The organism is Deltaproteobacteria bacterium, from assembly GCA_005879795.1.
In the GTDB taxonomy this organism is placed as follows: domain Bacteria; phylum Desulfobacterota; class Binatia; order DP-6; family DP-6; genus DP-6.
In genome coordinates this window covers 23,803-39,472 of the sequence record VBKJ01000129.1, presented here as the reverse complement: position 1 = coordinate 39,472, position 15,670 = coordinate 23,803, and the positions used below count along the sequence as shown (strand labels likewise).

Genomic DNA, 15,670 nt, shown 5'->3' with positions numbered 1-15,670 from the left:
ATCGCACCGGTGATGACGTGCGGCGAGGTTGCCGGGTTGCTCGATGCCTTCGTCGACGCCGAGCTGCCCGCAGCCGTGCTGCTCGCGGTTGCCCGCCACGCGGGCGGCTGCAGCACCTGCGACACGGCGGTGCACGAGCTCACGGCGCTGCGCGAGGCGGTCGAGCGCGGCCTGACGGAGGCGGAGGCGCTCGACCTCTCGCGCGTGTGGCCGGCGGTGAGCGCGGGCATCGACCGCCACGATGCCCGCGCCGCGTGGCGCCGACGGCTGCGCACCGCGCCCGCGTGGGGGGTCGCGCTCGCCGCCGCGGCGACCGCCCTCGTCTGGCTGCGCAGCCCGGGGCCCGAGCCCCCGCGCCTCGCGGCCCGGCCGCGCCCGAACCAGGCGGTGATCGAGCGCATCGACTCGAGCGGCCACTTCGAGCTTCGCCGCGAGCGCAAGAACGGCACGACGCTCATCATGGTGAGCGCGGACGGCGACCAGGCGGGTCAGTGACGCGCGAGGCGTGCCCCGTCGCGCTCGGTCTTGCCGCGGGGGCGCTCGTCCTGCTCGCGGTGGCGCGCGCGCTCGCGCTCGAGGTGCAGATCACGACGGTGCGCGCGAGCGAGCGCGGGCCTTCGGATGCGCAGCTCGTCGACCTCCGCCCGCGCCTCCGGCGTCTCGTGGGCTATCGCTCGTTCCAGATCGTGCGCGAGGAGCGGCGCCGGTGCGCGTGGGAGACGAGCGAGGAGTTCGCGCTCCCGGGCGGGCGGCTCTTGCACGTGCTGCCCAAGGGGATGCGCGACCAGGCGGTGGTGATGCAGGTCAAGCTGACGGACGGCTCACGGGCGCTGGTGGACACGCGCGTGCGCCTCCAGAACCGCGGCGTGATGCTCTTCGGCGTCGATCAGGACCGGCGCGCCGCCGAGGGGGCGCTCATCATCATGCTGCGCGCGGAGGACTGAGATGGGAACCTGGGTCGAGGAGATCGGAAATCAGCTCTGGAACGTGGCGGAGGCGTTCGGTGCCGAGGTGCGCGGGGAGGGCGTCCTCTCGCTCCTGCGGCCCATCGCGCCCTTCAACCGCCCGACCTTCCTCGCCCCGGCGGTGACGGTGGGCGCACTCATCACCTTCCTCATGCTCTCGGGCGTCGCGGTGGTGGCGCTCGGCGCGCTGCTCACCGCGCTCCTCGCGCTCTACCTGCTCCTGGTCGAGGTGTTCGGGGTGACGGTCGAGCTGCACCCGTTCGGGGCGCGCTGAGCGGCGGTCAGCCCCCGGTCATCGCCGCCGCGAGGATCCGCGCCGTGCTCGGCCGCATGATGCGCGGGTCCACCTCGCGGCCCTCGAGGAGCGCCCTGCGCACGTCCTTGCCGGAGATGGTGAGCGGCTTCTCGCCGGGATGGTTGTCCATCAGGTCGACGCGCCCGACCGACTCGTAGTAGGCGGCGAAGCCGACCTTGACGGGCTTGATCCCGAGGTCGCCCCGGAGCGAGCCGAAGACCTCCTGCGCGTCGAAGTCGCCCCAGATGGGCGTGCCGTCGTGGAAGGGCGCATCCGCGTGCTTGCGGCCGACGACCAGGTCGGTGAAGCCGAAGTTCTGCCGGTATATGCCGTGCATCACCGCCTCCTTCGGGCCGGCGTAGAACATCTTGATGTCGAGGCCGAGGAGGATGACCCGGTCGGGCACCGACTCGCCGCGCGGCCCCCAGAGCGTGGGATCGCTGTCGCCCTCGCCGAGGGCGCGCGTCTCGATGAGCGCCTCGTAGGTCCGCATGCGCACGTCGGCGTGCACGTCGTCGCCCTTGGTCTCGCCGATGAGGGGGTTGAGAGCCGCGCCCGCGTCGTGCCCGGCCCGGAGCAGGGTCTCGAGCCCGTAGACGAGCGCATACTCGTGCGCGCGGTGGAGCGGATTGCGGGTCTGGAAGGCGACCACGCGGTCCCAGCCCCTGGCGGCGAGCAGGCGGCGCACCTCGCGCGGCGTGAGCACGTACCTCCCGAACGCGGGGTGCGTCGGCTGCGGGAGCACGCGCAGCCGGCCGCCGAGGAGGTGCGTCCTGTCGGCGTCGCCCTTGAGCACCATGTCGGCGCCGGGATGGTCGGTGCGCTCGGTGCCGTAGACGCTGCGCAGGTACTTCGCCTTGTCCCACGGGTAGACGTCGCTGATGGCGAGGGTCGCGACCACGGCGCCGGCGCTGTTGGTCAGCGCGACGGTCTCTCCGCGCCCGAGCTTCCGCGCCAGCTCCGCCGTCACGGGCAGCGCGATCGGGATCGTCCAGGCGTAGAGCCGGCCGCCGCGCTCGATCACGCACTCGTCGAGGACGCGCTGGTAGGTGGCCGCGTCCATCGGGCCGGTGAGCGGGGAGAGCCCGCCGTCGCCGAAGCGATAGACGCTCGAGAGGTCGGAGTCGGAGACCGGCACCCTGGCGAGGCGCGCCGCCTCCGCCCGGAACCGCTCCACCTCGTGCGCGGGGACGGTCAGGGAGACGGGCTCGGTCAGGCCGCCGTGGGGAGGGATCAGATCGGGCATCGAGGATCCTTTCTCGGATGTCGGGCCGTTCGGGCTAACTGACCCAGTTCTCGCACCGCAATCTCGGGACCCGTTTGAACTCACGGACGTTGTTCGAGACGAGCGTCGCCCCGAGGGAGAGCGCGTGGGCGGCGATCAGCGTGTCCATCGCGCCGATCGGACGCCCCCGTCGCTCGAGATGGGCGCGCACCCGTCCATAGCTCGTCGCGGCATCGACGTCGAAGGCGAGCACGTTGATGTGCCCGAGGAAGACGTCGAGCACGCGATGATTCCGCTCCGGAGCGGAGCTCTTGCTCGCCCCGAACCTGAGCTCGGCCGCGGTCACGGCGCTCACGGCGACGTCGGCGGGCGTGAGGCGCTCGAGCCGACTCAGAACCTCGGGCGGCCGGCGCTTCAGGGCGTAGATGCAGATGTTGGTGTCGAGCAGGTACCTCAGGGGAAGGCATCCTCGCGGCGCTCGCTCGCCACGAACTCGGTCCGCTCGACGTCGTCCGAGAGCTTACCGAAGCAGGCCCAGAAGGTATCGTCCCAGCCCTTGTGAACGGGCTCGAGGATCACCTTGTCGTTCGCCCGGCGGATGAGGACCTCGTCGCCGCTGAAGCGGAACTCCTTCGGCAGCCTGACCGCCTGGCTGCGTCCGTTCCAGAACAGCTTCGCTCTCGTGCTCATGCGCTCACCGCAAGTCTATACCCGATATAGATCGTAGCGACAAACCAGGCTGAGAGGCGAGTGGTGGTCGAAGGGGCGAGGCAACTTCACGGCCGCGGCGCGGCGAGCGTGAGCCCGATCAGCGGCCAGTAGTACCGCGCCACCAGGTTGAACGCTGCCCACGCGATCACCACCATGACCGAGCCCGGCACGAGCATGTCGCGCAGGCGGAGATAGCCCGACGAGTACGCGATCGCGTTCCCGGGCGTGCCGACGGGCAGCGTGAAGGCGAGCCCCGCGGGCAGCGCCACCGCCGGCGCCATGACGCGCGGATCGATCCCGAACTGCGCCGCGATGCCGAGGGCCACCGGCATGAGCAGCGCGACCACCGCCGAGTGGCTCATCGCTTCGGTCAGCAGGATGCCCAGGGCGGAGATCATGGCGACGACGGCCAGCGGGCTGTGCGCCCAGCGGCTCACGGTGACGCTCGCGATGAAGGTCGAGGCCCCCGAGCGGTTGAGGGCCGAGCCGAGCGCGATCGCGCCGCCGTACATGAGGAGCACGCCCCAGTTCACGTACTGCTCGATGTCGCGCCAGCTGAGGAGGTCCAGGACGAAGAGGAGCACCACCGCGCCGAGCGCGATGGTGGCGAGCCCGAACTCCTCGCCCCCGACGATCCAGGCGGCGAGGGTGCCGAGCATCACCAGGGCGATCGACTTCTCCTTGCCCGAGGGCCGTCCCAGGCGGAGCGCCTTCTCCGCGATGACGACGTCGGCGTCGCGCACGGAGGTGATGTCGATCGGGAAGAAGCGCACGATCACCTGCCAGCCCACCGCCAGCAGCACCGCCACCAGCGGCCAGGCGGCGAGCGTCCACTGGGCGAAGCTGTAGGTCTGGCCGTTGAAGTCGCGCAGCATGCCGAGCGCGAGCGGCGCCCGTCCGCCGCCGAGGAGGGTCGCGATGCCGCCGATCTGCGTGCCCCACGCCATGGCGAGGAAGAGGGCGCGCCCGTAGTTGCTCTGCTGGCGCGGCAGGCGGAGCACGCGCGCGATCTCGACCGTGATCGGGAAGGTCATGGCGGCGACCGCGTGCTCCGACATGAAGAACGCCATGAAGGCGTTCATCAGGAAGAGCGAGAGGAGGAGCGCGCGCGGCGTGTGGCCGAAGCGGCGCAGCACGGCGATCGCGATCCGGGTCGAGAGCCCGCACTTCATGAGCGAGGCGGCGAGGATGAAGGCGCCCAGGATGAAGAAGACCGCCTCGTTGCCGAAGAGCGCGTAGGTGTCCCGGGCGGGCAGCGCACCCGTGGTCGGCAGGAGCACCATGGCGAGCAGGCTCGTCACCATGAGCGGGATGACGTTCGTCACCCAGTAGACGAGGCAGAGGGCGAAGATGGCGAGCGCGCTCTGCCCGGCGGCCGAGAGACCGGCGGGCGGCGCCATGGCGCGTAGCGCGAGGAAGCCGAGGAGCCCCATCGCCAGCACGACCGGCCGGTAGGTGCGCTCGGCGAGGATGCGCCACAGCGGCCGGGTGTCGATGACGACGTCGGCCGGCGCGTGCTGCCGCTCTTGCGGGCGAGCCACTACAGGTGCGCGGCGTCGAACGACTCGCTCACCTTGCGCACGCGCAGGCGGCGGCGGAAGCGGGCGAGGCCGCGCGCCGCGAGCGCGCCCAGGCGCGAGCGGGTGAGCTGCTGGACGGTCACCGCGAGGCGGGCGCCGTCGCCGGCGAAGTGACGCGCCTCGAGGGGCGTGATGCCGAGCGCCAGGTCGCGCACCCAGCCCATGTTGATGCCGCGGCGCTTGACGGCGCGGTAGAGGTGCGCGAGCAGGGGCGCCACGTCGGCCGGCGCGGGCAGCGGGTGCTCGCCCCGCAGGAGGGCGGCCACCGGCACCACCCCCATCTCGACCAGCGCGTCGATGCCGGCGATCGTCGAGTCCGCGGGCTCGAGGCCGAGCACCAGGTCGCTCCACACCGTGCCGCTCGGGAACACCCTGGCGGCGTGCGCCAGGGACTCGAGGTAGCGCTCGCGCCCGATGTAGCGTGCGCGCCCGATGCAGTGGCGGTTCAACACGTCGGGGTCGAAGATCTCGAGGTTGTAGCTGAGCGCGTCGACCCCCATGGCGTAGGTCTCGTCGATCCAGTGGGTCGCGCGGGGCGGATGGACCTGGGTCGCGATCAGCGTGTCGAAGTGCCGGCGCACCGCCTCGATGTAGGGGGCGAGGAAGGCGATGCCGCCGTCCTCGCTCTCGAAGTGGCTGGTGTTGAAGTACACCAGCTCGCACGCGCCCTCGTCGAACGCGGCGCGCACGACCTCGAGGACGTCGGCCACCGGGACCGCGTCGCGCTCGGCGGAGACGCGCGCACCCTCGACACAGAAGCGGCACGGCGTGCCGCGCACGCTGAAGCCGCACGCGCTGCTCGGGTTCACGAGCAGGTGGCTGCCGCGCACGGTGGCGATCCGCGCCATGGGCGTGCCGCGGCTCGTGCGGCGCTCGTAGAAGCCGGGCCGCGGGATGGGCCGCACCTCGACGCGCGCGCTCTCGGCCCCGCCCGGATCGCGGCGCACGAGGAAGTGCCGGGCGCTGTCGGCGAAGAGGACGAATGGGGAGCGCTCGTCGATCGGGACGCCGACGCGGACGTCGTCGAGCAGGGCGAGCTCGAGGGGGCGCGCCGTGTCACCGGCGCCCAGGCGCGCCGCGCTCGCGTCGAGGCGCACCCCGCGCGCGGCGAGCTCGGGCTTCCAGTGCGCGGGGTGGGTCACGGGCGGCCGCCGCAGAAGGCGCAGCCGGCGGTGGACCTCACCTCGACCGCGCTCACGATGGCGCTCTCGAGCCCGAGGCTGACCAGGCGGCCGCGGGCCGGAGGCAGGAGCAGGACGCGAAGCGCCTCGTTCGCCGCCAGCGCACCGAGCCCGAGCAGCGCCGGCGCGGCGAGCGGCCCGCGGGCGGCGCGGCGCGTTTCCAGGCGCTCCGAGCCGAGGCAGGCGACGCACGGCCGCCCGACCAGCGTCAAGACGAAGATCATCGCTCCGCTGAGGGCGCCGAGCACGCACGGCCGCCCCGCCTGTGCCCGGCGGGCGAGCACGGCGCTCAACGCGGTGTCTGGCGTCAGGTCGACGACGACGCCGGCCGCAGGCGCTTCCTCGAGGCCCGCGTGGCGGCTCACCTGGCAGTCGGGCGACAGCTCGGACAGCGCGCCGGCGCTCGCCTGGAGGTGCAGCGCGCCCACACCCGCGCGGCCGAGGAAGGTGGCGGCCGCCTCCGCCGCCGGCCCGTCACCGGCCAGCACGACGCGCGCCGCGAGCAGCCGCTCCTGCCCGCCCCCGCCCACCTCGGGCAGCACGATCTGGCGGCTGTAGCGCTCGATCTGCGCCTCGGTCAGCATCACTCGATGACGTTCTTCTCGATCGGCTCGACGGTGACGCCCTGGGCGCGGAACCACTCGACGGCGGCGTCGATCTCCCCCTGCCGGCCGTCGAGCTCGAGGGCGATGATGCCGATCTCCTCGCTGACGCTCGCGCTGCGCACGTTGAACACCAGGTCGAACTTCCGGCTCATCTGGTAGATGAGCGGCTCCTTCACGAGCTTCTTCGGGTAGGTGAGGTAGAACTTCCCGCGCGCGACCGGCGCGGGCTCCGCCTTGGCGAGGCGTGGCGGCGGCCGCTTCATGGCGTCGTCCCTCCCAGCTTCTGCCAGCCGACCCACAGGTTGGTCGAGAGGTAGCGGTCGCCGAAGTCGGGGTAGAGGACGACCACCGTCCCCTCGCGGAGTGCGCGCGCCACCTCGAGCGCTGCCACGTGCGCCGCGCCGCTCGACTGCCCGAGCAGCAGGCCCTCCTCGCGGCCGAGGCGGTAGACCATGTTGTAGGCGTCCTCGGTGTCGATCCCGAGCTTCCGGTCGAGCGCCTCCTCGTGATAGATGCCGGGTACGATCGAGGACGCCATGTGTTTGAGCCCCTCGATGCCGTGGAAGGCGTCGGCGGGCTCGGCGGCGATCACCTGGACGCTCCGGTTCTGCTCCTTCAAATGGCGCCCCGTCCCCATGATCGTCCCGCCGGTGCCGATGGTGGCGACGAAGTGCGTGATGGCGCCGGCGGTCTGGCGCCAGATCTCGGGGCCCGTGGTCTCGTAGTGGGCGAGCGAGTTCGCCTCGTTGTTGTACTGGTCGGGCTTGAAGTAGCGGTCGGGGTTCTCGGCCAGTATCTGACGGCAGAGGCGGATCGCCCCGTCGGAGCCCTCGAGCGGGTCCGAGAAGATCGCCTTGGCGCCGAAGGCGGCCACCACCTGCTTGCGCTCCTTGCTCACGTTGCCCGGCATCACCAGCTCGACCGGGTAGCCGAGCGCGGCGCCCACCATGGCGAGCGCGATGCCGGTGTTGCCCGAGGTGGAGTCGAGGATCGTCTTCCCGGGCACGAGCCGCCCGCGCGCGAGCCCGTCCTCGATCATCTTGAGGGCGGGGCGGTCCTTCACCGAGCCGCCGGGGTTGAAGCCCTCGAGCTTGCCGAGGATGCGCACCCCCGGCGCCACGCCGTCCCGCGCGCGCCGGATCTCGACCAGCGGCGTGTTGCCGACCAGCTGGAGCGCGGAGGGCACGGCGAGCGGCCCCGCGGCGGGCGAGGTCGGACGGGCAAGGACGGCGCGCGCGGAGAGCACAGGAGGGCCGCGGCTAGCGGCCTCCGGCGATCGCCGGGACGATCGACAGCTCGTCCCCCGCCTTGAGGGGCGTGTCGAGGTGCGCGAGGAAGCGGATGTCCTCGCCGTTGACGAAGATGTTCACGAAGCGCCGCACCTGTCCCGACTCGTCACAGATGCGCTCCTTCAGCCCCGGGTAGCGCCGCTCGAGATCGTCCACGAGCGCGGCCACCGTCGCCCCCTGCGCCTCGATCCCCCCGGCGCCCCCCGTGTACTTGCGGAGCGGCGTTGGTACCTTGACCTGGACCATGATGACGGTTCCTCCTTCCCGTTGCTAGTCAGACGGCGCTCGCCGCGCGGGCGGCGTTCAGGCGAGCGTGCAGCTCGTCGAAGTCGGCGAGGCGGGCCGGGATGCGGAACGGCTGCTCGACCGTGTCGAGCACCGCCTCGAGCGTCTTGTAGCCGTTGCCCGTGATGCTCACGACGATCGACTCATCACGGGGGATCCTCCCCTGTTCGATCAGCTTCTTGGTGACCGCGACCGTCGTGCCGCCCGCGGGCTCGGTGAAGATCCCCTCGGTGCGGGCGAGGAGCCGGATGCCGGCCACGATCTCCTCGTCGGTCACCGCTTCGCCCCAGCCGCCCGACTCGCGCACGGCCTTGAGCACGTAGAAGCCGTCGGCCGGGTTGCCGATGGCGATGGACTTGGCGATCGTCTGCGGCTTCACGGGGGCGATGAGCTCCGCGCCCTTGTGGAGCGCGTGCACGACGGGGGCGCAGCCCGCCGCCTGCGCCGTGTAGATCTTGAAATCGCCCTCGACCAGGCCGAGGTCGCGCAGCTCGCGGAACGCCTTGGCGACCTTGGGCAGGATCGTGCCGCCCGCGGTCGGGACCACGATGTGCCTCGGGAGCCGCCAGCCGAGCTGCTCCGCGATCTCGAAGCCGTAGGTCTTGGCGCCCTCCGTGTAGTACGGACGCACGTTGATGTTGACGAAGGCCCAGCCGTACTTGTCCGCCACCTCGCTGCACAGCCGGTTCACGTCGTCGTAGGTGCCGCGCACGGCGATGGTGCGCGGGCCGTAGATGGTGGACCCGATCACCTTGCCCTGCTCGAGGTCGTCGGGGATGAAGATGTAGCAGGCGAGGGCGGCGCGCGCCGCGTGCGCCGAGACGGAGTTGGCGAGGTTGCCGGTCGAGGCGCACGACACGGTCTCGAAGCCGAACTCGATCGCCTTCGAGATCGCGACCGAGACGACTCGGTCCTTGTAGGAGAAGGTCGGGTGGTTGACCGAGTCGTCCTTGACCCAGAGCTCCTTCACGCCGAGCACGGCGGCCAGCCGGTCCGCGCGCACCAGCGGCGTCATGCCCGAGTGGAGCCCGACGCGCGGCTCGCCCTCGATCGGCAGGAGCTCGCGGTAGCGCCAGAGGTTGCGCGGGCGGGCGGCGATCTTCTCGCGGGTCAGCGCGCGGCGGATGGCGGCGTAGTCGTACTGGACCTCGAACGGGCCGAAGCACGTCTCGCACACGTGCAACGGCGCGATCGGCGTCTCGGCGCCGCACTCGCGGCAGCGGAGACCCTTCACGTAGCTCATGGGGCGTGACTCCTTTCGGCGGCGCGGGGCACGCACGCCGGGCAGCGCGGACTCGGAGCGACCGGCACGGTGCGCCAGCTCCCCGCCTGCGTGTCGATGGCGAGGAGCGCGTTCGCCCAGGCGGGGGGCTCGCCGGCGAGGAGGCGGATCGCCTCGGCCGCCTCGAGCGCGCCCGCGAGCGCGGCGACCGGCCCGAGCACGCCGGCCTCCTGGCAGGACGGCACATCGCCCGCCGGCGGCGCCTCCTCGAAGACGCAGCGGTAGCACGCGCTTCGTCCCGGCAGCACGGTCAGGAGCTGCGCGCGGAAGCCGAGCACGCCCGCGTGGACGAGCGGCACGCCCGCCGCCACCGCGGCGTCGTTCACGACGAACTTGGCGGCGATGGTGTCCGTGCCGTCGAGGACGACGTCGAAGCCGCGCAGCAGATGGGCGTCCGCCGGGCCGAAGCGCGCGCGCCACGTCTCGACGCGGAGCGCCGGCGCGAGCGCGCCGAGCCGCTCGGCCGCGACCTCGACCTTCGCCCGGCCGACGTCCGCGCTCGTGTAGAGCGGCTGGCGGTGGAGGTTCGAGACCTCGACCGTGTCGGGATCGATGAGCCCGACCGTCCCCACGCCCGCGGCGGCGAGCGCCGTCGCGGCGGGCGCACCGAGGCCGCCGACGCCGATCACGAGGACGCGCCCGCGGGAAATCCTTTCTTCGCTCGTCGTCGACATGCGCAATAAAAAAGCCCCTCTCCAGCAGGAAGAGGGGCTCACCAGCGTGCGAACCTTATCTTTCGCCGCCCGCGCGGGCAGCGTCGGAATTAGCACCAGCGTCCGTTTCAGGACCGGTTGCTGTGGCGTCGCCGGGCCGGGCCCTCAGCCACTCTGGATAAGGCAATGTTTTGTCGTTTCTCTCGGAGCGGAGCTAACCCGAAAGGCGCGCTTGTGTCAATGCGCGCTACGGCGTGGGCGGGGTGGCGCCGGTGATGTCGGGGTAGGCCGAGACCGTGTTCGGGAGCTTCTGGCGGTCGGCCTCGGTGCGCATGTGCACGATGTGGGCGATCAGGAGGTTCATGGGGTCGTCGCCGTCGAGCGAGACGGCGGCGCCGAGGCGCTCCCTGGCCTCGCGCCCGAGCGGGCCGTCGGGGTGGTGGCGCGCCAGGGTGGCGAGCGCGAGGGTCGCGCCCTCGGCCTCGTTGCGGGCCGCGTACACCTGGGCGAAGGCGTACAGGCACTGGGCGGCGGCGTCGGTCTCCGGGTAGTCGGTGAGGAGCCCCTGGAGCCGCGCCTCGGCGGCCTTCAGGTTGCCGATCTTCAAGTAGTAGGCCGCGACGTCCGCCTCGTGCTTGGCGAGCGCCTCGCGGCACTCGCGCACCCGGAGCCGCGCCTTCTCCGCCCACGGGCTCAGCGGGAAGCGGTCGGTCAGGTTGCGGAAGTAGGTGAGCGCGTTGGCATGCGACTGCTGGTCGCGATCGCTGGTGCTCGCCTGGGCGAGGTACGCCATGCCGAGGTGGTACTCGACCGCGGCCAGCTCCGTGCTGGTCGGGTGCATGCGCTCGAAGTCGCCGAAGGCAGCGATCGCCTCGGCCCAGCGCTGTGCCTTGTAGTACGAGAGCGCGATCTTCAGCTCCGCCTCCTCGGCGTGCTGGTCGAAGGGGTGCTGGTCGAGGAGCTTCTTGTAGCGGTCGACGGCGAGCTCGTACGCCTCGATGTTGAAAGCGTCCTCCGCCTCGCCCCAGAGTTTCTCGGGCGGGATGACCGGTTTCTTGCCGGCGCACCCGAGCGCGACGAGCGCGACGGCGAGCGCGCCGATCAGGCGGCGCGGCATGGTGGCGGGACGCTACTGGAAGCGTTTCCCGCAGTCAATTCAACGCGAGGCTGCCGGCACCACCATGTGCTGGCGCAGCCGCTCTGCGGTCGCGCGGTCGACCAGCGTCTCGACCAGGGTGAGCGCGAACTCCATCGCCGTCCCCGCGCCGCGGCTCGTGATGACGGGCCCGTCGGCGACCACCGCATCCTCCCGGTAGGCCGCCCCCGCGAGCTCCCGAGCGACCGAGGGGTGGCTGGTCAGCGCGCGCCCCGCGGTCACACCGGCCGCGGCGAGCACGGTCGGGGCGGCGCAGATCGCGGTCGTGTAGCGCCCGCGCTCGGCGAGGTCGCGCACGATCCGTCGCACCTCCGGGTGCGCACGCAGGTGGAGGGTGCCCGGCATGCCCCCGGGCAGCGCGACCAGGTCGTAGGCGCCCGCGTCGATGCCGGCGAGCGTCCGGTCGGGCGCGACGGTGATGCCGTGCGAGCCGGTGATCGGTCCCGGCTCCGTCCCGGCGACGTCGACCGTGACGCCCGCGCGGCGGAGCACGTCGACGATGGTGATCGCCTCGATCTCCTCGAAGCCGGGCGCGAGCGGGACGAGCGCCCGCTTCACAGGCTCTCCTCGCGCGGGTTGGAGCGCCGCCTGAGGTAGACGAGCGCCAGCAGGTTGTAGACGCCGTGCGCGGCGGCGGGTGCCGCCAGGCTCCCGGTCAGCGCGAAGAGCGCGCCCAGCCCGGCGCCCACGCCGGCGGCCCACAGCACGTAGGCGATGCCGAGCGGGTGGAGGAGCCCAAAGGCCGCGCTCGCCGCGACGATCCCCAGCTCGCGCTGGAGGACGCCCCGGAAGAACACCTCCTCCGAGATCGCCGAGCCGAGGGCCAGGACCAGCACCTCGCGCGCGCCGAGGCTCGGCCCGAGGTCCGTCTCGAGCGAGTCCCAGGCGCGGCGCAGCCCGCGCAGCAGGAGCATGCGATGCGCCCAGGGCGCGGTGACGAGCGGCAGGCTCGCGGTGAGGGCGAGCCCGCACGTGGCACCGACGGCGAGCGCGCCGAGCGACGGCTGGAGGGCGGCGGCGAGGTGCAGGCCGCGGAGTGCGCTCCACAGGGCCGCGAGGCCGAGCAGCACCCCGCTCGCGACGAGCTCGACGCGCACCAGGTATCGTCTCTGTGAGGTGCGCAAGCTTGACCTGCCTCCGGGGCGAGTATAACGCAGCCGCGGTCGCCGTGAAGTGGAAAAAATGCGGGAGCTCTTCGCCATGTGGAGCAACACCCGGATGGTCGTCCTGACCGCCATCTCGGCGGCGCTCTACGCGGCCATCCTGATCCCGTTCAAGGTGGTGGCCCTCATCCCCGGCATCACGGAGTTCCGGCCGGCGAACGCGGTCCCGGTCGTCTGCTCCTTCCTCTTCGGTCCGGCGGCTGCCTGGGGCTCGGCCTTCGGCAACCTGATCGGCGACTTCTTCGGCGGGCTCGGGCCGGGCGACCTCTTCGGCTTCTGGGCGAACTTCCTCTATGGCCTCGTGCCCTACCTCGTGTGGGAGGCGATGACCGACGCCGAGCCGGTGCCGCGCAGCGTCGGGAGCTGGGTCGGGCTCCTCCTCGTGATCGCCCTCGCCGCCACCCTCTGCGCCACGGTCGTGGGCTGGGGGCTCCAGGCGCTCGGCTTCCATCCCTTCACGGTGCTCGGGACGCTCGTGCTCGTGAACAACCTGGGGGTCGCGCTCGTCCTCGCGCCCTTCCTGCTCGCCGTCCTCTACCCGCGCATCCGCCGCGCCCGGCTCCTCTACCGCGACCTGCTCGGGCCGCGAGCGGCGCTGCCCCACTGGCGCGTGGCCCTCGGCGTGACGCTCGTGGTGGCCGGCACGGCCGCCGCCTTCGCGGCGGGCGAGCTGATCGCGAGCGGACGGTGGCTCGCGCCCTGGGCGCCGTACCGGACCGCCACCGGCGCGTTCGAGGTGGGCCTCGGGCTCGTCCCGTTGCTCGGGCTGGCGGTCGCGGGCCTGGCGCTCTTGTGAGCGACGCCGCGGTCGCGGTGCGCGGGCTCGGCTGCGCCTACCCGGGCACCGCGCGGCCGGCGCTCGCCGGCCTCGATCTCGAGCTCCCGCCCGGCGCGCTCGCCGTCGTCATGGGCGCCAGCGGCGCCGGCAAGTCCACGCTGGCGCGGTGTCTCACGCGCCTCGTGCCGTGCTTCGTGCCCGCCGAGGTGACCGGCGACGTCCGCCTCCTGGGCGAGCCCATCCACGGGCGGCGCGTCGGCGAGCTCGCCGGCACGATCGGCATGGTGTTCCAGGACTTCGAGGCGCAGCTCTTCTCGACCGACGTGACCCAGGAGGTCGTGTTCGGGCTCGAGCACACCGCCGTCCCGCCGGCCGAGATGCCGGAGCGCGTCGCGCGTGCGCTCGCGACCGTCGGGCTCGCGGGCTTCGAGGGACGTGACCCGACGACGCTCTCGGGCGGCGAGAAGCAGCGCCTTGCGATCGCCGGGCTGCTGGCGCTCCGCCCACCGGTCATGGTGCTCGACGAGCCGACGACCGACCTGGACCCCGTCGGCCGCGCCGAGGTCCTGCGCACGCTGGCGGGCCTCCGGGGCGACGGGTTGACGCTCGTCGTGATCGAGCACGACACCGCGGCGGCCGCGGGCGCCGACCTGCTCCTCGTCCTGAGCGAGGGCCGGGTGGTCGGGCGCGGGGCGCCGCGCGAGCTGCTCGCCGACGTGGAGGCGTGCGCCGCAGCCGGCATCCGGGCGCCGGACACCTGCTGCGTGCTCGCGGCGCTCGGGCTTCCCGCCCCGCCGCTCGACGTGGAGACGGCGGCGGAGCGCCTGCGTGCGGCGGGCGCCACCCCGAAGCCGCCACGCTTCCTCCCGCCGCCCCGGCCCCTGCGCCCGCCGCTGATCGACGTGTGCGGGCTCGGGCATCGCTACCCGGGAGGGCACGCGGCGCTCGCCGAGGTGAGCCTCGCCATCCGGCCGGGCGAGTTCCTGGCGCTCGTCGGCCGCAACGGCTCGGGCAAGACGACGCTGGCGAAGCACCTGAACGGCCTCCTCGTGCCCAGCGAGGGCGCCGTGCGGCTCGAGGGCCACGACGTGCGCGGCCTCGCCCTCGAGGAGCTCGCCCAGCGTGTGGGCTACGTCTTCCAGGACCCCGACCACCAGCTCTTCGCGGCCACGGTCGAGGAGGAGGTCGCCTTCGGGCCGCGTAACCTGGGGCTCGACCCGGCCGAGGTGGAGGTGCGGGTCGCCGAGGCCCTCGCTGCCGTCGGCCTCGACGAGCGCGACGCCGACCCCTTCCTGCTCGACAAGGGCGTGCGGCAGCGGCTCGCGGTGGCCGCCGTCCTGGCGCTGCGCCCCGACGTCCTCGTCCTCGACGAGCCGACGACGGGCCTCGACTTCGTCGAGCAGCAGAAGATGATGGCGCTCCTCCGCGCGCGCCACGCCGCCGGGCAGACGATCGTCATCATCACGCACACGCCCTGGGTGATCGCCGAGTACGCCGAGCGCGTCGTGCTGCTCGCGGGCGGGCGGCTGCGCTACGACGGGCCGCCGCGGCAGTTCTTCGCCGACGACGAGCTGCTCGCCGCGGCCGCGTTTCGCGCCCCCGACGTGACCCGGCTCGGGCGGCTCCTCGGCTGTACCCCGCTCTCGGTCGCGGAGCTGGTGTCGTGGATGCCGGGGAGACAGGCGCCGTGCCCCTGACCCTCTACGTGCCGGCGGCGAGCCGGCTCCATCGCCTGCACCCGGTGACCAAGGTGGCCGGGCTCGCCGCGTTCATCGTGGCCGCCTTCGTCGTCGATCGCCCGCTCGCCCTGGCCCCCCTCGCGGCGGCCATCGCGGCGCTGCTCGTGCCGGCGGGCGGGTTCCCCAACGTCCGGCGGCTGCGCGTGATGTTCGTCCTGGTGTTCGTCTCCTCGCTCGTGGTGTGGACGCTCTTCTACGGCGGCCGCTTCGGGGCGACCCGGGCGGGCTTCCTCTACGGGCTCTCGACCGCGATCCGTCTCGACACCTTCCTCGCCGCGGGCATCCTCTTCCTCACCACCACGCGCGTCGAGGAGGTGGCCTACGCGCTCGGTCGCCTGGGCCTACCGTACATCGTCGGCTTCACGCTGACGCTCGCCTTCCGGCTGGTGCCGGTCTTCTTCGACGCCGCGCTCGCCGTCGTGCAGGCGCAGCGCTGCCGCGGGCTCGAGCTCGGCCGGGGCGGGATCGTCGCCCGGCTCCGGCGCTTCGTGCCGATCCTGGTGCCGGTCCTGATCGGCGCGCTGCGCCGCGCCGATCGCATGGCGATGGCGCTCGAGCTGCGCGGCTTCAACTCGGGACGCCCGCGCACGACGTACCTGCGGGCGCGGGCCGGCCCGGCGGACGCGCTGGCCGGGGCCGTGCTGGCGGTGACGACGGTTGCGTACGTCGCGCTGTGGACGTCGGGCGTGGGGCTGCTCGCGCGCTAGTGTGAGAGGGCTGACGCCCGACGACGCCCACGCCCACGCCTGGACGACACCTACGC

General features: G+C 72.8%; 19 protein-coding genes and 1 riboswitch. Of the genes, 5 read left to right on the top strand and 14 right to left on the bottom strand.

The genetic code is table 11. The annotated features are described in order from the left end of the window. The first annotated feature begins 17 nt into the window (after positions 1–17). Positions 18–944, top strand: a complete 927-nt coding sequence (locus E6J59_07595; GenBank protein TMB20690.1) for a hypothetical protein — start codon at positions 18–20, stop codon at positions 942–944. A 1-nt stretch (position 945) separates the two neighbouring features. Then, positions 946–1,239 (top strand): hypothetical protein, encoded by a 294-nt coding sequence (locus tag E6J59_07590; GenBank protein TMB20689.1) that lies wholly within the window; start codon positions 946–948, stop codon positions 1,237–1,239. A 7-nt stretch (positions 1,240–1,246) separates the two neighbouring features. On the opposite strand, the gene E6J59_07585 is transcribed toward E6J59_07590, so the two are convergent. From E6J59_07585 to E6J59_07520, 14 genes are all read right to left on the bottom strand, one after another. Continuing rightward, entirely contained in the window at positions 1,247–2,506 is a 1,260-nt protein-coding gene (locus tag E6J59_07585) for a sulfate adenylyltransferase (GenBank protein ID TMB20688.1), read from the bottom strand. 34 nt (positions 2,507–2,540) lie between these two features. Beyond that, on the bottom strand, positions 2,541–2,942 hold the full coding sequence (locus E6J59_07580) for a type II toxin-antitoxin system VapC family toxin (GenBank protein ID TMB20687.1): 402 nt from the start codon (positions 2,940–2,942) through the stop codon (positions 2,541–2,543). Next, positions 2,939–3,175 carry an AbrB/MazE/SpoVT family DNA-binding domain-containing protein gene (locus tag E6J59_07575; protein TMB20686.1) on the bottom strand — a complete coding sequence of 79 codons (237 nt, stop codon included), beginning with the start codon at positions 3,173–3,175 and terminating at the stop codon, positions 2,939–2,941. Before E6J59_07575 ends, E6J59_07580 begins: the two co-directional genes overlap by 4 nt. 86 nt (positions 3,176–3,261) lie before the next feature. Next, entirely contained in the window at positions 3,262–4,629 is a 1,368-nt protein-coding gene (locus tag E6J59_07570; GenBank protein ID TMB20791.1) for a DASS family sodium-coupled anion symporter, read from the bottom strand. Between the two features lie 107 nt (positions 4,630–4,736). Further along, entirely contained in the window at positions 4,737–5,918 is a 1,182-nt protein-coding gene (locus E6J59_07565; protein TMB20685.1) for a hypothetical protein, read from the bottom strand. Beyond that, entirely contained in the window at positions 5,915–6,541 is a 627-nt protein-coding gene (locus E6J59_07560; protein ID TMB20684.1) for a hypothetical protein, read from the bottom strand. Before E6J59_07560 ends, E6J59_07565 begins: the two co-directional genes overlap by 4 nt. Then, on the bottom strand, positions 6,541–6,825 hold the full coding sequence (locus E6J59_07555; protein TMB20683.1) for a ferredoxin: 285 nt from the start codon (positions 6,823–6,825) through the stop codon (positions 6,541–6,543). The genes E6J59_07560 and E6J59_07555 overlap by 1 nt, the downstream gene beginning before the upstream one ends. Then, a complete protein-coding gene (locus E6J59_07550; protein TMB20790.1) occupies positions 6,822–7,748 on the bottom strand; it encodes a cysteine synthase family protein in 927 nt (308 codons plus the stop codon). Before E6J59_07550 ends, E6J59_07555 begins: the two co-directional genes overlap by 4 nt. Positions 7,749–7,821: 73 nt before the next feature. Continuing rightward, positions 7,822–8,100, bottom strand: a complete 279-nt coding sequence (locus E6J59_07545; protein ID TMB20682.1) for a MoaD/ThiS family protein — start codon at positions 8,098–8,100, stop codon at positions 7,822–7,824. Positions 8,101–8,125: 25 nt separating this feature from the next. Beyond that, the gene (locus tag E6J59_07540) at positions 8,126–9,379 is read right to left on the bottom strand and encodes a threonine synthase (GenBank protein TMB20681.1); all 1,254 of its coding nucleotides are present in this window, start codon (positions 9,377–9,379) and stop codon (positions 8,126–8,128) included. Further along, positions 9,376–10,092: a HesA/MoeB/ThiF family protein gene (locus E6J59_07535; GenBank protein TMB20680.1), complete on the bottom strand. Its 717-nt coding sequence runs from the start codon at positions 10,090–10,092 to the stop codon at positions 9,376–9,378. Before E6J59_07535 ends, E6J59_07540 begins: the two co-directional genes overlap by 4 nt. Before the next feature lie 52 nt (positions 10,093–10,144). Continuing rightward, a riboswitch (SAM riboswitch) is annotated at positions 10,145–10,256 on the bottom strand. 62 nt (positions 10,257–10,318) lie between these two features. Continuing rightward, positions 10,319–11,188 carry an outer membrane protein assembly factor BamD gene (bamD, locus tag E6J59_07530; protein ID TMB20679.1) on the bottom strand — a complete coding sequence of 290 codons (870 nt, stop codon included), beginning with the start codon at positions 11,186–11,188 and terminating at the stop codon, positions 10,319–10,321. A gap of 39 nt (positions 11,189–11,227) precedes the next feature. Next, a complete protein-coding gene (locus E6J59_07525; GenBank protein TMB20789.1) occupies positions 11,228–11,785 on the bottom strand; it encodes a DJ-1/PfpI family protein in 558 nt (185 codons plus the stop codon). Then, positions 11,782–12,324, bottom strand: coding sequence for a CPBP family intramembrane metalloprotease (locus E6J59_07520; GenBank protein TMB20678.1), 543 nt, complete (start codon positions 12,322–12,324; stop codon positions 11,782–11,784). Before E6J59_07520 ends, E6J59_07525 begins: the two co-directional genes overlap by 4 nt. Positions 12,325–12,409: 85 nt before the next feature. Between E6J59_07520 and E6J59_07515 the strand changes: the two genes are divergently transcribed. From E6J59_07515 to E6J59_07505, 3 genes are read left to right on the top strand one after another with little or no spacing between them, the layout of a single operon-like run. Then, on the top strand, positions 12,410–13,186 hold the full coding sequence (locus E6J59_07515) for a QueT transporter family protein (protein TMB20677.1): 777 nt from the start codon (positions 12,410–12,412) through the stop codon (positions 13,184–13,186). Next, positions 13,183–14,865 (top strand): energy-coupling factor ABC transporter ATP-binding protein, encoded by a 1,683-nt coding sequence (locus E6J59_07510; protein TMB20676.1) that lies wholly within the window; start codon positions 13,183–13,185, stop codon positions 14,863–14,865. Before E6J59_07515 ends, E6J59_07510 begins: the two co-directional genes overlap by 4 nt. After that, positions 14,799–15,614 carry an energy-coupling factor transporter transmembrane protein EcfT gene (locus E6J59_07505; protein ID TMB20675.1) on the top strand — a complete coding sequence of 272 codons (816 nt, stop codon included), beginning with the start codon at positions 14,799–14,801 and terminating at the stop codon, positions 15,612–15,614. Before E6J59_07510 ends, E6J59_07505 begins: the two co-directional genes overlap by 67 nt. Positions 15,615–15,670 lie beyond the last annotated feature (56 nt).

Excerpts from the sequence above, each read along its gene's own strand:
- E6J59_07590 (TMB20689.1), top strand. The coding sequence starts at position 946 with ATGGGAACCTGGGTCGAGGAGATCGGAAATCAGCTCTGGAACGTGGCG.
- E6J59_07585 (TMB20688.1), bottom strand. The coding sequence starts at position 2,506 with ATGCCCGATCTGATCCCTCCCCACGGCGGCCTGACCGAGCCCGTCTCC.
- E6J59_07575 (TMB20686.1), bottom strand. The coding sequence starts at position 3,175 with ATGAGCACGAGAGCGAAGCTGTTCTGGAACGGACGCAGCCAGGCGGTC.
- E6J59_07570 (TMB20791.1), bottom strand. The coding sequence starts at position 4,629 with ATGGGGCTCCTCGGCTTCCTCGCGCTACGCGCCATGGCGCCGCCCGCC.
- E6J59_07560 (TMB20684.1), bottom strand. The coding sequence starts at position 6,541 with ATGCTGACCGAGGCGCAGATCGAGCGCTACAGCCGCCAGATCGTGCTG.
- E6J59_07555 (TMB20683.1), bottom strand. The coding sequence starts at position 6,825 with ATGAAGCGGCCGCCGCCACGCCTCGCCAAGGCGGAGCCCGCGCCGGTC.
- E6J59_07540 (TMB20681.1), bottom strand. The coding sequence starts at position 9,379 with ATGAGCTACGTGAAGGGTCTCCGCTGCCGCGAGTGCGGCGCCGAGACG.
- E6J59_07535 (TMB20680.1), bottom strand. The coding sequence starts at position 10,092 with ATGTCGACGACGAGCGAAGAAAGGATTTCCCGCGGGCGCGTCCTCGTG.
- bamD (TMB20679.1), bottom strand. The coding sequence starts at position 11,188 with ATGCCGCGCCGCCTGATCGGCGCGCTCGCCGTCGCGCTCGTCGCGCTC.
- E6J59_07515 (TMB20677.1), top strand. The coding sequence starts at position 12,410 with ATGCGGGAGCTCTTCGCCATGTGGAGCAACACCCGGATGGTCGTCCTG.